Source organism: Enterococcus sp. DIV1089c, from assembly GCF_050530965.1.
Classification (GTDB): Bacteria; Bacillota; Bacilli; order Lactobacillales; family Enterococcaceae; genus Enterococcus_B; species Enterococcus_B hirae.
The window spans coordinates 1,884,682-1,900,471 of record NZ_CP172888.1 but is presented as its reverse complement, the minus strand read 5'-3'; the positions used below and the strand labels follow the sequence as shown (position 1 = coordinate 1,900,471).

Sequence of the window (15,790 nt, the reverse complement as noted above, 5' to 3'; positions counted from 1 at the left end):
TGAGTTATTCTTTTTCTTTATCATTTTCTTTTTTTGCTGGATGCGCTCGAGCAAAGGATGAAGCAGTTCCCCAATAGTTTTTATAGTTTTCATCCGTTCCACCGACACCAAACTTGAATGTTGATTTTTTTGGACCATTTTTTGCCCAAAGCGATTCAACTGTCTGACTTGGTGTTTCGATGGTTTTCTTATCAACAGTAACTTTACCAGGAAGTTGTCCTGTAAAGGATGCTACTTTTTTCTTGGAGACATCAGAAGATAATTCAAATTTATCCTTTGTCCCGAACATCGCTGGATTTGCTTGGTATACTTGATTAATGAGATTGGCTAAATAGCTAGAAGAACGTAATCGGGCTCTTGAGTCCATTCCAGTGTTGTCATCGTGACCTGCCCAACTACTGATCGTAATAGATGGCGTTGAAACAATCAGCCAAGAATCACGGTAGTCATTTGTTGAACCTGTTTTGCCGATCCAATCCGCTTGTCCCAGTTCATGATTTAAAGCAGTAATATCATCTTTAAAAGGTGTCGTGATTTTCGCAGTGATTACACTACGCATCATATCATTCATAATTGATGCTGTAGCTTCAGAATACACTCTTACAGGTTTTTCCTCATGTTTGTAGATGACGTTTCCTGAGTTATCAGTAATTGAATCAATCAAATAACCTTCTTGATAGACCCCGCCATTAGCTAAAGCTTGGAAGCCATTGGTTTGTTCCAAAGTCGTTACATCAACGGTTCCCAAAGGTGCAGACTCAACGCCCCAATTATCGTTGGTTGGATAATTCATTTTTGCCAAGTAATTTTCATAAGCATATTGTTTAGAACCACCATTTTCTAAAACATCCTGATATAAATGATAGGCAGGGATATTGTTAGACCATTCCAAAGACTCTCGAATCGTTTGGAAGGTATTAGAACCTTCATTCGTTGCATTGACGATTTTTTCTCCTGCGTTACTTCCTTCTTGCCAGGTAGTTGCGTAATCAGAAACACGTGATTCTGATCCTACGAGCCCCATATCGATGGCTGGACCATACACGAGTACTGGTTTAATCGAAGACCCAGCTTGTCTTTGGGTGTCAAAAGCATGATTATTTTGGTTTTGTAGATAATTTCTACCACCAACAAAACCATAGATACGACCAGTTTTATTATCCATCAAGACATTTCCTGTCTCAACTTGTGTGGCTTTGCCATCGTCTAATAGATGACCATAACTTTTTGTTGCTTCTTGCATTGCCGCATAAACATTTTTATCGATCGTTGAATGGATCGTATAACCTTTGTTTTGGATCGTTTGTTGTGCTTTTTGATAGTAGGCATCATAGACTGAACTATCAGATAAATCTGCATCATCTTTTTCAGCTAATTGTTTAGTGATGATCTCTGTGGCTTCACCCATAACGGTATAATATAGAAACTCACGATCACTTTGTTCAGCAATCTGTTGTGGTAAGAAATCTTTCGTGAGATCATAAGCTTTCGCTTCTTCATATTGCTGTTTTGTGATTTTATTTTCACGATACATGCTGAATAGAACCACATCTTTTCGATTCAATCCTGCTGAAAGGTCTTCTTTTAAACTCCCAGTATTTGTATAAGGACTATAAGTGATCGGACTTTGTGGCAAACCTGCGATAAAGGCAGCTTGTGGTAAGTTGACATCTTTGGCATTAACACCAAAGATTCCTTTCGCTGCTTCTTGTACACCAGCGATATTTTGTCCTTTATTGTTTCGACCAAATGGAGAAACATTTAGATACATAGAAATAATTTCATTTTTGGAAAAGTGTTTCTCGACTTGTGCTGCTAATAAAATTTCATTTGCTTTTCGCTTGAATGTTGTTTCATCAGTTAAGATTTGTTGTTTGACTAACTGTTGAGTCAACGTGGAACCACCGGAAGAACCGATACCAGTTGCTTCAGAAAATAAAGCACGCAAAACAGCTTTTGGTACATAGCCGTTATGTCGCTCAAAATACTCATCTTCAGTACTAATGATTGCAGTTTTCAATAAAGGCGAAATTTGATCTGAAGGAACGGCTGTCCGCATTAAATCAGTTTGGATCTTTGATATTTCAGAATTGTCAGCATAAACAAGTTTAGATGTTTCTGTAATGTTGCCAAGCTCTGATTGCAGGGTTGCTTTGGATGGTATTTCGGTATCTTCAACAAGATAGGCAAAATAACCAGCTCCGATACCAACACCAAGGGCTGCCAGTAGCAGAAGAAGGACGACGATAAAAGTAGTCAGTGATTGGAAGACACCAAAAGCGATGTTTAATCCCAACCATTTTTGCTTTTTCCTTCGATGTTGCTTTTTCCGAGTATCTTTACGTGGCAAAAGGGTTCACCTCAACTAATAGTTTTATTTCGCTAATTATAGCAAATAATGGAACAAAAAAACAGATATGGTGATTTTTATAAGGATTATTTCAACTTTCTTTTTCTGAATGATAGAGTGAACGAGAAACTTAAAGCACTAGACCGGTTTTCGAGTCGTAAACTTTCCTTTCCCTATATGTTCAGTTAAAATAGAAAAAGATTAGCTTATTTAGAGTGATTATCAATGAATGGAATAGGGCTTGACAAGGATTTCGATCATTGACTCACTTTTTATGGAGAGGAAGAATTTTATGTTATTAGGGTCACACGTAAGCATGAGTGGGAAAAAAATGCTATTAGGGGCAGCAGAAGAAGCTGCAAGTTACGGTGCTTCAACCTTTATGATTTATACTGGAGCACCGCAAAATACTAGACGTAAAGCAATTGAAGACATGAATATCGAAGCGGGGAAAGCGTACATGAAGGAACATGGATTATCTGATATAGTGGTTCATGCACCTTATATTATTAATTTGGGAAATACGATTAAACCGGAGATGTTTCCTTTTGCGGTTCAATTTTTAAGAGAAGAGATCGTCCGAGCGGAGGCTTTAGGAGCAACCCAGATCACTTTACATCCAGGTGCCCATGTCGGTGCAGGTGCCGCAGCAGGTATTGCCAAAATCATTGAAGGATTGAATGAAGTTTTGACGAAAGAACAGACTGCACAAATTGCTTTAGAGACAATGGCTGGTAAAGGGACGGAAGTCGGTCGGACATTTGAAGAATTAGCGCAGATCATTGATGGCGTGACTTTGAATGAAAAATTGTCTGTGACATTTGATACTTGTCATACGAACGATGCAGGCTATGACGTGTGTCATGATTTTTCAGGTGTCATGACAGAATTTGATAAAGTAATCGGCTTGGATCGATTGAAAGTGTTACACATCAATGACTCGAAGAATCCTCAAGGGTCACATAAGGATCGTCATGCTAATATTGGTTTCGGGACGATCGGTTTTGATGCACTGAAAGAAATCGTACATGAACCGATGTTTTCAGATATTGCCAAAATCTTAGAAACCCCTTATGTAGGGAAAGAGAAAAAAACGGCCTATGCACCATATGGAAAAGAAATTGCTATGTTAAAAGAAAAACACTTTGATCCAGAAGCTTTCCCAGAATTATTAGCAGCAGTGAATGAATAAACAAATGAAACCTTAAAGTTTTGATTGTAGGATCTGTGCAAAACCTACATGATATTAGTAGTAAAAAACGTGATTCATTTGCTTCACGAAGACATTTCAACAAATGGACATCAAAGCTGTTGAATGTAGTTATACGAATTAAAATAAGCCGAAGAATTTCCCTGAGTAACTATTTCGGGATTCTTTGGCTTATTTTTTAAAGTTGGACACTTAAGGAACAACTTTTTTATCATCTAATCTTTTTATTAGTTATTTTCTTGGACGGTTAGTTGTTGCAAACGTTCTGCATATCTTTTGTTCCCTTTATACAAGTCGACGATCGTCCAACACAATAAGGCTAAGACAGCAAAGATAATCAAGTAGGCCACATTGTCTGCCCACATCAATTCATTGGTAGTTGCTTGATCACCAAAGAAACTTTCGATTTGTCCAGGCAACCCTCGTAAATTCAAGAATGTCAGACTGATTACGGAGATCCAGCCTAAAGATTTAACGAATAGATTATTTTTAAATTGTTTCCCCATCTCTACTTCACTATTTGTCATCATCAATAATGGAATCATTGAAAAAGGAAGCGCAAATGCAAGGAATACTTGAGATTCGTTCATCAAATGATTCAAAGCAGTATGTTCTTCGATCGTTCCTTTCGTGCTGGTAAAGAGGACACAGAGTAAAACAGGGATGACAGACAAGAGACGTGTGACCAAACGACGTAACCAAATCGGCATACGCATGTGGATAAAGCCTTCCATGATCACTTGTCCTGTCAGTGTTCCAGTAATCGTAGAATTTTGTCCAGAAGCTAAAAGGGCAACAGCAAATAATGTAGATAAAATGCCAGATTTTGCTACAGTGGTCAATACATCATTGCTCATAACAGAAGGATTAGACAATGCTTCGTAAAGCCCAAAAAATGATGGGTCTTGCACAGAACCATTTTTAAATACTGCAACGCCCATGATCAAAAGTAAAGCATTGACTAAAAAAGCCATAGTTAATTGAATATTAGAATCCCAAGTTGTAAAACGAACAGCTCGAGCGATATCGGTTGGGTCTTTCCGATCGATTTCTCTCGTTTGTGAGACTGCAGAATGGAGATACAAATTATGAGGCATGACAGTTGCGCCAATGATTCCTAATGCACCTGTCAATGGTGTCTCACCACCAATCATCGGTGAATCAGCAAACGTTTTGCTATTAGGAACAAAGCCAGCAAATAAATGTTTCCAGTCGGGATTTGACAAAGCCACTTGGTAGACAAAAACGAATAAAATGACAAAGATCAAACAAACGACGATCGCTTCAATTTTACGAAAGCCAATCTTAGTTAACATCAATAAAACAAAAACATCAAAAACAGTAATAAATACGGCAATTACTAATGGAATATCAAAAAGTAAATAAAGGGCAATGGCGGCCCCAATTACTTCTGCAATATCGGTTGCCATGATTGCCAATTCAGTTAACACCCACAAAATCACACCAAGTGTTTTACTTGTACGGGCTCGGATGGCTTGGGCTAAATCCATTTGACTAACGATGCCTAGTTTTGCTGCCATATATTGCAAAAGCATAGCGACTAAGCTGGATAAAAGAATGACTGACATCAGTAAATATTGAAAGTTTTGACCTCCTGTAATAGAAGTCGACCAGTTTCCTGGGTCCATATAACCTACCGCAACGAGTGCGCCAGGACCTGAATAAGCTAATAATGTTTTAAAAAAACTTTTCCCTTTAGGAACTTTGACTGTTCCGTTCACTTCAGCTAAAGATAAGCCGTTGGTGTGTTCAATCAATTTTTGTTTATGGAATTGATTACTCAAAAAAATCACCTCTCATTTTCTTCACGACACCATTCTACACCTGCATCAAAAAAATTGAAAGCAATTTATTCGGTTTGCCTAAAAAAAATATATGGTTAAGCTTCTATTTGGCGAAGTTATAGGAAAGCAGTAAAATAAACTTTTTAGCCAAAACTAAAGAAAACGCCTTTCTTTTTTGGGAAAACTTTAGTAAAATAAGTCATTGAGAGCAATTCGGAAATAGAAAGGAGAGATTTATATGGTAAAAACAGGAATAGTCGTACTTATCGCAGTTATTGCTTTATTAATCGGCGCAATCGGTGGATTCTTTTTTGCGCGTAAATATATGAAAGATTATTTAGAAAAAAATCCTCCCGTTAATGAGGACATGTTACGATCAATGATGATGTCAATGGGGCAAAAACCATCTGAAAAGAAAATTCGTCAGATGATGCAACAAATGAAAAACCAAGGGAAAAAATAGGGTTTTCATTGGACAAATCATAGCGGGCTGATTGATTTCAGCTCGCTTTTTTTTTAGATGGATTTATGGAAGCGATTAAAAACAAGGTTGTGTAGTTAGTGAGAAAAATGAGTGACACTGACTAAATTTTTAAGAGAAAAAGAGGTTGATGGGAGTTAAAAAGGAGGAAAAATATGTCTATTTTTAGGAAGTTGGGTTGGTTTTTTAAACAAGAAAAGAAGCACTATGTGATCGGCGTTTTTTCTTTATTATGTGTTGCCTTGGTTCAGTTAGTTCCGCCTAAAGTAATCGGGATCATCATCGATGAGATTGCAGATAAGAATCTCTCCATGCGATTTATCGTCTTTTGGATCGCTGTATTAATCGGATCTGCCATTTTACAGTATCTCTTTCGTTTCATTTGGCGGGTGAATATTTGGGGAAGTGCAGCGAGGCTAGAGAAGGAATTACGTCAGCGTTTGTTTATCCATTTCACTCGTATGGATAGTATGTTTTACCAAAAATATCGTACAGGTGACTTAATGGCACATGCGACCAATGATTTAAATGCGATTCAAAATGTGGCAGGAGCAGGCATCTTGACATTTGCTGATTCGGTCATTACCGGTGGAACCACAATCATTGCCATGATCCTTTTCATTGACTGGCGCTTGACTTTACTTGCTCTGATCCCTTTGCCGCTATTAGCTGTTACTTCAAGGATATTAGGATCAAAACTACATGATGCTTTTCGAGAATCACAAGAAGCTTTTTCCAGTATCAACGACAAAACGCAAGAAAGTATTACTGGGATTAAAGTAATCAAAACTTTTGGGCAAGAGCAGGAAGATCTGGCAGATTTTCAAGAAAAAATCGAACAGGCAATCACCAAGAATAAACGTGTCAACTTTTTAGATGCTTTGTTTGATCCGTTTATCACGCTGATCATTGGGTTATCTTATGTTTTAACGATCATCTTGGGTGGTAAATATGTGCTAGATGGCACGATCACGATTGGACAAATGGTTTCCTTCATCAGTTACATTGGAATGTTGGTTTGGCCGATGTTTGCTATTGGTCGGTTGTTCAATGTTCTGGAAAGAGGAAATGCTTCTTATGACCGAGTGAATGAACTCTTACATGAGAAGACCCATATCGTCGAACAACTTGGTGCAGTGAAGACACCCGCAAAAGGAGAATTAAATGTAGAGATCGCGCAATTCCATTATCCCAAAGAAGAATTACCCGCCTTGGAACAAATCAAGTTTGCAATTAAAGAAGGGGATACATTAGGAATTGTTGGTAAAACTGGTGCTGGAAAAACCACGATCATGAAGTTGCTGATGCGTGAATATGATGACTATCAAGGACAAATCAAATTTGGTGGTCGTTCGATCAAAGAATATTCCTTAGATGCTCTTTTACATTCTATTGGCTATGTACCACAAGATCATTTTTTGTTTTCAACGACGATTCGTGAGAATATCCGTTTTTCTGATCCTAAGTTATCTAACGAAGAAGTGGAAGCTGCTGCGTCGTTAGCATCAATCAACCAAGAGATCAAAGAATTACCGAAGGGGTATGAAACATTAGTTGGTGAGCGGGGTGTTTCCTTATCTGGTGGACAAAAACAGCGGATCTCGATTGCCAGAGCATTGATCCAAAATCCAGAGTTATTGATCCTTGACGATGCGTTGTCGGCAGTGGATGCTAAAACAGAAGAAAGAATTTTGCGGAATTTAAAAGAAATTCGTCAAAGTAAAACCACGATCATTGCCGCTCATCGACTAAGCAGTGTGATGCATGCTGATGAAATCATCGTCATTGACAAAGGACAGATCGTTGAACGTGGCCGTCACGCCGAGCTATTGGCTTTAGGTGGTTGGTACAAACAAATGTGGGAAAAACAACAGTTAGAAGCCAAAATTGAAAGGGGAGAAAATGATGGAAGATAACTATCAATCCGAATGGTCAAAATCCATTCCATTGCGAGAGCAAAAGCAAATCATTAAACGCTTGTTGCATTTTGCTAAACCCTTTAAAGCGACTTTCATCATTGCCATCCTGTTTGCTTTGGGATTGTCAGTAATCAATGTCCTATTACCTCGAATCATTCAAACCTTTATGGATGAATATTTAGCCAAACAATCTGCTACGACACAAGTGATTTTATTTTTTGCAGGCTTGTATTTATTTGGGGTCATCGTCAAAAGTATCATCTGGTTTTTCCAATGGTATTTGTATTCCAATGCTTCGCTTAAAACCTATCAATATATCCGTATAAAATTATTTGAAAAATTGCATACATTGGGAATGAGATATTTTGACCAGACACCAGCCGGCTCGACTGTCTCAAGAGTCACGAATGACACCGAAACGCTTTTTGAATTTTGGTATGTTTTTCTGATGGTATTGACAGGCATTTTCGCAGTAGTTTCCTCCTTTATTGCAATGTTTCAAATCAACGGACGCATTGCTTTATGGCTGTTGCTTTTTTTACCTGTTCTAGGAGTCGTGATCTGGTATTATCAAAAATTTAGTTCTCGGATTTATCGTAATATGCGAGAAAAGTTAAGTCAGTTGAATACTAAATTAAATGAATCCATTTCAGGGATGCGGATCATCCAGCAATTCCGGCAGGAAAAACGGTTAGCAAACGAATTTGAAGCGGTCAATACGGATTATCTCAATACACGATACGCTATGATCAAAACCAATTCGCTGTTATTGAGCCCGATTATCAGCTTTTTATATGCATTAGCCATTGCTTGGGCACTGACACTTTTTGGTTTAGATGCCTTAAAATCACCAGTGGAAGTTGGACTGATCTATGCTTTCACCACATATGTCCAAGGGTTCTTCAATCCGATGTCTCAAATGATGGATTTCTTAAGTATATTCACTGACGGGATCGTCGCTGGTAGCAGAATCTTAAAAATCATGGACACAGAAGAATACGCACCACAGCAACATGAAGGAGCAAACAAAACCATCACTGAGGGGAAAATCGAATTTCGTAATGTCAGCTTTTCCTATGATGGAAAAAATAAAGTACTGAACAACATTTCTTTTGTTGCCAATCCTGGTGAAACTGTCGCATTAGTCGGTCATACTGGCAGTGGGAAAAGTTCGATCATCAATGTATTGATGCGTTTTTATGAATTTTATGAAGGGCAGATTTTAATTGACGGGTGTGATATTCGGGAATATCCGATTGCTGAACTTCGTAAAAAAATGGGGTTAGTTCTCCAAGATGCTTTTCTATTCTATGGGGATATTGCAGGAAATATACGTATGATGGATCCAGCGATCACAGATGAACAGATACGTGCAGCGGCAGAATTTGTCCAAGCAGATCGCTTTATTAATGAATTACCAAATGGGTATCATTCAAAAGTGATTGAGCGAGGCGCAAGTTATTCTAGTGGACAACGACAATTGATCACATTCGCACGAACCATTGTTACTGATCCTAAAATCTTGGTTTTAGATGAAGCAACTGCCAATATTGATACCGAGACAGAAGGGTTGATCCAAGAAGGATTAGCAAAGATGCGTCAAGGAAGAACCACTATTGCGATTGCGCACCGCTTGTCAACGATCAAAGATGCGGAACTCATTCTTGTCTTGGATAAAGGAAAAATCGTTGAACAAGGAACCCACCAGGAGTTGCTAGTAAAAGAAGGACTGTATGCTGATATGTATAAACTTCAAAGTGAATAGTTGTTCCAAATAGAAGTAATCAGACAGAGAAAAAGAGGAAATCATCTTCTTTTTCTCTGTTTTTTTAATAAAGACAATTTTATTGAGTATCAGAAGTAGAGTACCTTGAACAATAGCGTTTGAAATAAACAAACAGATATAAAATAACTATTTAGTAATCATTTCTTAGCGGAGACATTTTATCGTCTGTCAGAACTTAATGAAAAACAAAAAGCAGTTTTGGTAGACTTAATGGCCGACAAGATTGATGATCCAAAAGTATCCGTAGAAGAGCTCAAAAAAGTAGTGGCTGCCAAAATGGAACAACTCTCATCAATTGAATCAAAACAAAGAAACAAAGAGAGTGAGGGGGGGGAGCAAGTTTTAGTCAGGCAAGAGAACGTGGACTAATAGGCGCTACTGAGCCTAGTCCAACTGTTAACAACTACGAAAAACAACATGAAATTTAAGCAAATAAAACCTAAAAAATATCCATGTTGTCATGGTAAATTTTTTAGGTTTTTCTTTTTGGACACGACTAACTTAACAAGCTAGATGGTGAAAAGAGAAAATGCATAAGAAGCTGAAAAGTGTGAGATAATTTATTCCTTAATTGTAGGAGGCTCTTCCATAATAGAGGAGCTGATTGGGCGATCGTCTACTTTTTGTCCGATTTTGATTAAATGGTTGAGGTTTTTTTGATATTCCTCTGCAAAGATACAGCTGTATAGTACGTCTAGTAAGTAACAAATTGAAGTATTGATCGTAAAATTACTGATTTTGGAATACAATCGTTCTCTGGTAGTGATACGAAGGATTGCTGAGCTGAAAGTAGAAAGAGTGGAATCACCAATACTCGTCAATGTTAAAATCGGCACATTGATTTCTTGCAAAATCTTGGCTGTTCGTAACATCATTTTATTTTCGCCGGTATAAGAAATTAAGATGGCACAAGTATCAGGCGTACAGTTGTAGGCTTCATAGTAGGATTCGCCTGAAGTCGTCACGATCGTTACGTCTCGTTTGATTCGCTTCATTTTCAACATAAAAGCCTGCGAGATCAAAGTATTCGAATTACTAGAAAAAAGGACGATTTTTTTTGCTTTCAATAAAAGCTGTTTTGCTCGTTGTAAGTCATCGTGGTGAAGCAATGAGAGTGTGTCTTCAATCGTCATTCGTTCCAGTGCAGCGACTTTGTTCGCAATAGACATGATTCCATCGTTTTCTAGAAAGGGGAGGTTGGCATCAACTTCTTGAAAATTTCCTTCCAAATACTCGTTTTCCGCCAAAAAAGCTTCCTTAAAGTGGACCCAACCGTTGAACCCAGCCTTTTTGGCAATCCGAATCAACGTAGAAGGATGGACATAACATGCCTTCGCAATTTGTTGAATTGTTGCTTCTTTGAGTTGATATTCATGGCTTTGAATAAAATGGATCACTTCTGTTTCTGCGGGAGAAAAAGCAATTTTTTTTAGTTTTTCTTTTAATAGCATGACGATCCTCTTTTACATGTTTTTAATTTTTTGTGTAAAAATATTGTAAGCGCTATTTGTTGATTCGTCAATCGTTCGTTGTTCTTATACAAGATTTTTACAAAATAATCGGCTATATAATGAATTTTTGTAAATGGAAATGCAAAAGAATAAAGTTAACTTGTTGTTTTCGTTTACAAAAAACATAATATAGTTGTAAAAACAAAAAAGGAGGAAGCTCATGGAACGAAAAGTGAAGATTGCAACAATTGGTGGCGGAAGTAGCTATACCCCTGAATTGATGGAAGGGTTTATTAAACGATATGAAGAATTACCGATTAAAGAAATCTGGTTAGTGGATGTAGCAGAGGGTCAAGAAAAACTAAGAATCGTCAGTGAAATGTCTCAACGAATGTGGGATGCTTCGCCTTATGATGTTAAGATCTATGCGACGTTGGATCGAGAAGAAGCACTGCGGGATGCTGATTTTGTAACAACTCAGTTTCGGGTAGGTCAATTAGATGCCAGAGTGAAAGATGAACGAATCCCTGCATATTATGGCATGCTTGGACAAGAAACCAATGGAGCTGGCGGGATGTTCAAAGCGTTTCGTACCATTCCGGTCATTCTTTCAATCGTAGAAGATATGAAAAGACTATGTCCAGATGCTTGGCTGATCAATTTTGCCAATCCTAGTGGAATGGTTACAGAAGCTGTCGTTCGCTACGGAAAATGGGAAAAGGTGATTGGGCTTTGTAATGTACCAGTTATGGCAATGATGACAGAGCCAGAAATGCTGGTAGAAACCAAAGAAAACTTGATTTATAAATTTGCTGGACTCAATCACTTTCATTGGCATAAAGTAGCAGATTCACATGGAAACGATCGAACGAATGAGCTAATCGACCGACTTTATGCTGAAAATAATGGCTTACCAAAAAATATATTCGATGTGCCGTTTTTCAAAGAACAATTACAACAAATGCAAATGATTCCTTGTGGCTACCATCGCTATTATTATCGTGAAGAAGAAATGTTGAACCATGCTTTAGAAGAATATCAAACAATTGGTACAAGAGCAGAACAAGTCAAAAAAACGGAAGCAGAATTATTTGAGTTGTATCAGGACCCAGAACTAGACCATAAACCAGAACAGTTACAACAACGTGGGGGTGCTTATTATTCAGATGCTGCCTGTGAAACGATCGCTTCGATCTATGCCAATAAAGAAACCCAAATCGTTGTTTCAACAAAAAATGACGGCGCTGTTCCTGATCTGCCTGCTGATTGTGTCGTGGAGGTCACAGCGTATGTCGGGGCACAAGGGGCACGCAACGTTGCTTTCGGTTCTTTGCCACCAGCTGAACGTGGCTGGCTTCAAGTCATGAAAAATATGGAATTATTGACGATCGAAGCGGCAGTGACGGGTAATTATGGCACAGCGCTTCAAGCATTTACGATCAATCCCTTAGTACGGTCGGGTGAAACAGCGAAACGGATCATGGATGAATTGTTTGTTGCTCACGAAGCGTATTTGCCACAATTTAAGGAAACGATCCACCGCTTAAAAGAAGAGGGGATCGAAGTACAAGATGAAATAGCAAACAACCTGACAAAAACTTATCAAAAACAATAGTGGAGGAAATAGGATGGCATTTAGAAAAGACTTTTTATGGGGTGGCGCAACGGCTGCCAATCAATGTGAAGGAGGCTACGCTGAAGGTGGACGTGGTTTAGCTAATGTTGATGTTGTTCCAATCGGTAAAGATCGTTTTTCAGTGATCACTGGGAAACAAAAAATGTTTGACTTTGATGAGGAACATTTTTATCCAGCAAAAACAGCCATTGATATGTACCATCGTTACAAAGAGGATATTGCACTTTTTGCGGAAATGGGATTTAAAACCTATCGCTTATCCATTGGGTGGAGTCGTATTTTTCCAAAAGGTGATGAAAAGGAACCAAATGAAGAAGGGTTGAAGTTCTATGAAGATGTCTTTAAAGAATGTCAAAAATATGGAATCGAACCGTTAGTGACAATCACTCATTTTGATTGTCCGATGCATTTGGTCAAAGAATATGGTGCTTGGCGTTCTCGAAAGTTGATAGAGTTTTATGAAAGACTTTGCCATGTCATTTTTAATCGTTACAAAGGACTAGTGAAATACTGGTTGACCTTCAACGAAATCAATATGATTTTACATGCTCCATTTATGGGCGCTGGATTGTATTTTGAAGAAGGGGACGATGTGGAACAAATCAAATACCAGGCAGCCCATCATGAACTAGTTGCTAGTGCAATCGCTACAAAGATCGCTCATGAAGTGGATCCAGAAAATAAAGTTGGCTGTATGTTAGCAGCTGGCGCAAATTATCCTTACACTTGTAAACCTGAAGATGTCTGGGCGTCAAGAAAGGCGGACCGGGAAAACTATTTCTTTATTGATGTCCAGTCAAGGGGAAGTTATCCAGCTTATGCCTTAAAAGAAATGGCACGTAATGGAATCAAAATCGAGATGGAACCAACTGACTTAGAAATATTAAAAGAACATACCGTTGATTTTATTTCATTCTCCTATTACTCTTCCCGGGTAGCTACTACTGATCCAAAAGTATTAGAGCAAACGGCCGGTAATATTTTTGAATCGGCTAAAAATCCTTATCTTTCAGCCAGTGAATGGGGCTGGCAAATTGATCCATTGGGGTTACGTATCACGATGAATGATCTTTATGATCGTTACCAAAAGCCATTGTTCATCGTCGAAAATGGATTAGGTGCGATTGATACACCAGATGAAAATGGCTATGTAGAAGACGACTATCGGATCGATTATTTAGCACAACATATCCAAGCAATGAAAGATGCGGTTGAGCTCGATGGTGTGGATCTCCTGGGCTACACGACTTGGGGCTGTATCGATCTTGTCTCTGCTGGGACTGGCGAAATGAAGAAACGCTATGGGTTCATCTACGTTGACCGTGACAACGAAGGAAATGGGACATTGGAACGCTCGAAGAAGAAATCGTTCAACTGGTATAAAAAAGTCATTGCAACAAATGGAGAAGATTTAAGTAACGAATAGTGAATCAAATAAAAGTCTATTGTTTTTAAACTAATTTTTCGAGTATAATAAATCTATTCGAGAAAAGAGTAAGCAGAACAATAGACTTTTTTTTCTATAGGCTGTAAAGTAAGCTTACTTGATTTTTATAATGGAGGAATGTACATATGTATGATGTTATCGTGATTGGTGCTGGACCTGCTGGAATGACTGCTGCGTTATATGCGTCACGTTCAAATCTTTCAGTTGCTATGATTGAACAAGGCGCACCTGGTGGACAAATGAATAACACCGCTGAAGTTGAAAATTACCCTGGATTTGATTCTATCATGGGACCTGACCTTGCATATAAAATGTATGAAGGTGTCACTAAATTTGGAACAGAAAATGTCTATGGAATTGTGCAAGACATCAAAGACCATGGAAATTACAAAGAAGTGATCTGTGAAGATCAATCTTATGAAGCCAAAACAGTGATTATCGCAACGGGTTGTATCCATCGTAAGTTAGGTGTTCCTGGAGAAGAAGAATACGCTGGCCGAGGTGTTTCCTATTGTGCAGTATGTGACGGTGCTTTTTTCCGAAACAAACGCTTAGTCGTGATCGGTGGTGGCGATTCTGCGGTAGAAGAAGCCATCTACCTAACGCAATTTGCTTCTGAAGTCGTGATTGTTCATCGAAGAGACGAATTACGTGCGCAAAAAATCATCCAAGATCGTGCCTTTGCTAATGAAAAGATTTCATTTGTCTGGGACACTGTCACAGATGAAATCGTTGGTAATGACATGGTGGTCACTGGGGTTAAAGCGCATAATGTGAAAACGAATGAAACCATTGATTTAGCAGCAGATGGCGTGTTTATTTACGTAGGATTAGATCCATTGACTGAACCATTTAAAAAAGCTGGTTTAACTAATGCAGCTGGTTGGATTCCAACAGATCAAGACATGCGTACGACTATGCCTGGTGTGTTCGCTATTGGGGATGTTCGTGAAAAAGATTTACGACAAATCACGACAGCAGTCGGCGATGGCGGCATTGCTGGTCAACAAGTTTATAAATATTTAGAATCATTAGAAGAAACAACACAAGCGTAAAGTGATCAAAAGAGGTCGTTAGAAGGGCTGTTTGAATATTATTCATTTTTATACTACTAAAGAGAGAGTGGGACAATAGTTCTTTCTCAAAAAGAAAATAAGTTCGATTTTGATGTTTATTGTCAAAATCGAACTTATTTTTCTGTTATGCGCACTTTCCTCTCCATAAGGCATATACGTAGAGGATACAAAATTGGCTTGAATAGTGCAAAACTAAATCCAAATTTAAAGATCCATTTTTGTTTAGATGGGTTAAATATGAGTGAGGTTTTATCTAAAGACAATTGCAACGGCAAAAAGAAAACATCAACTGAGCTTCGCTACGTTTATCGCAATAGGAAGGAATTGAGCGAGAAAGTTATTTTTATGAAAGGAGGACAGAGGGTAAAAGCACCTTGGGAACAGGAACCAGAAGTTTGGCAAGCATATCAGCCGAAGAGTTGGAATAATCTTGGAACTTTGCAAAAGAAAGAAGAGCAAACAAATAAAAAAAGAAAATTATTTGATATTCTAAAAAATAAAAAAACTCAACCAGATAATCGTAACGGTTCAGTGCAATTTCAAAAACAAGAAAAATCTTGTTTAATATTGTAAGAACAGTAGGAATAATCTTGATCTTGGTGAAAGAAAAGAAGATCCTATCTGCGCTT

Annotated in this window: 12 protein-coding genes; 9 read left to right on the top strand and 3 right to left on the bottom strand. The window is 38.2% G+C overall.

Features of this window, described 5'->3' with window-relative positions; all coding sequences use genetic code 11:
- Positions 1-4: 4 nt before the first annotated feature.
- Positions 5-2,350, bottom strand: a complete 2,346-nt coding sequence (locus IGL30_RS08955; protein ID WP_088745268.1) for a transglycosylase domain-containing protein — start codon at positions 2,348-2,350, stop codon at positions 5-7.
- A 292-nt stretch (positions 2,351-2,642) separates the two neighbouring features.
- Between IGL30_RS08955 and IGL30_RS08950 the strand changes: the two genes are divergently transcribed.
- Entirely contained in the window at positions 2,643-3,542 is a 900-nt protein-coding gene (locus IGL30_RS08950; RefSeq protein ID WP_081128037.1) for a deoxyribonuclease IV, read from the top strand.
- 245 nt (positions 3,543-3,787) lie between these two features.
- Here the strand turns inward: IGL30_RS08950 and IGL30_RS08945 are convergent, their stop codons facing one another.
- Positions 3,788-5,365 carry an Nramp family divalent metal transporter gene (locus IGL30_RS08945; RefSeq protein WP_010718543.1) on the bottom strand — a complete coding sequence of 526 codons (1,578 nt, stop codon included), beginning with the start codon at positions 5,363-5,365 and terminating at the stop codon, positions 3,788-3,790.
- A 238-nt stretch (positions 5,366-5,603) separates the two neighbouring features.
- Between IGL30_RS08945 and IGL30_RS08940 the strand changes: the two genes are divergently transcribed.
- The 4 genes from IGL30_RS08940 to IGL30_RS08925 all read left to right on the top strand — a co-directional run bounded on the left by IGL30_RS08940 (position 5,604) and on the right by IGL30_RS08925 (position 9,920).
- On the top strand, positions 5,604-5,828 hold the full coding sequence (locus IGL30_RS08940) for a YneF family protein (RefSeq protein WP_010718542.1): 225 nt from the start codon (positions 5,604-5,606) through the stop codon (positions 5,826-5,828).
- Between the two features lie 173 nt (positions 5,829-6,001).
- Entirely contained in the window at positions 6,002-7,762 is a 1,761-nt protein-coding gene (locus IGL30_RS08935; RefSeq protein ID WP_123874638.1) for an ABC transporter ATP-binding protein, read from the top strand.
- On the top strand, positions 7,752-9,530 hold the full coding sequence (locus IGL30_RS08930; RefSeq protein WP_010718540.1) for an ABC transporter ATP-binding protein: 1,779 nt from the start codon (positions 7,752-7,754) through the stop codon (positions 9,528-9,530). The genes IGL30_RS08935 and IGL30_RS08930 overlap by 11 nt, the downstream gene beginning before the upstream one ends.
- A gap of 219 nt (positions 9,531-9,749) precedes the next feature.
- Positions 9,750-9,920: a hypothetical protein gene (locus IGL30_RS08925; protein ID WP_317751766.1), complete on the top strand. Its 171-nt coding sequence runs from the start codon at positions 9,750-9,752 to the stop codon at positions 9,918-9,920.
- A 191-nt stretch (positions 9,921-10,111) separates the two neighbouring features.
- Here IGL30_RS08925 and IGL30_RS08920 read toward each other — a convergent pair whose 3' ends face one another.
- Positions 10,112-11,002, bottom strand: a complete 891-nt coding sequence (locus IGL30_RS08920; RefSeq protein ID WP_088745266.1) for a MurR/RpiR family transcriptional regulator — start codon at positions 11,000-11,002, stop codon at positions 10,112-10,114.
- A 220-nt stretch (positions 11,003-11,222) separates the two neighbouring features.
- On the opposite strand from IGL30_RS08920, the gene IGL30_RS08915 reads away from it, so the two are divergent.
- The 4 genes from IGL30_RS08915 to IGL30_RS08900 all read left to right on the top strand — a co-directional run bounded on the left by IGL30_RS08915 (position 11,223) and on the right by IGL30_RS08900 (position 15,734).
- Positions 11,223-12,617 (top strand): 6-phospho-beta-glucosidase, encoded by a 1,395-nt coding sequence (locus IGL30_RS08915; RefSeq protein WP_088745265.1) that lies wholly within the window; start codon positions 11,223-11,225, stop codon positions 12,615-12,617.
- Between the two features lie 13 nt (positions 12,618-12,630).
- A complete protein-coding gene (locus IGL30_RS08910) occupies positions 12,631-14,064 on the top strand; it encodes a 6-phospho-beta-glucosidase (RefSeq protein WP_081128034.1) in 1,434 nt (477 codons plus the stop codon).
- 146 nt (positions 14,065-14,210) lie between these two features.
- Positions 14,211-15,140 carry a thioredoxin-disulfide reductase gene (trxB, locus tag IGL30_RS08905; RefSeq protein ID WP_010718536.1) on the top strand — a complete coding sequence of 310 codons (930 nt, stop codon included), beginning with the start codon at positions 14,211-14,213 and terminating at the stop codon, positions 15,138-15,140.
- 198 nt (positions 15,141-15,338) lie between these two features.
- The gene (locus IGL30_RS08900; protein ID WP_123874639.1) at positions 15,339-15,734 is read left to right on the top strand and encodes a hypothetical protein; all 396 of its coding nucleotides are present in this window, start codon (positions 15,339-15,341) and stop codon (positions 15,732-15,734) included.
- Positions 15,735-15,790 lie beyond the last annotated feature (56 nt).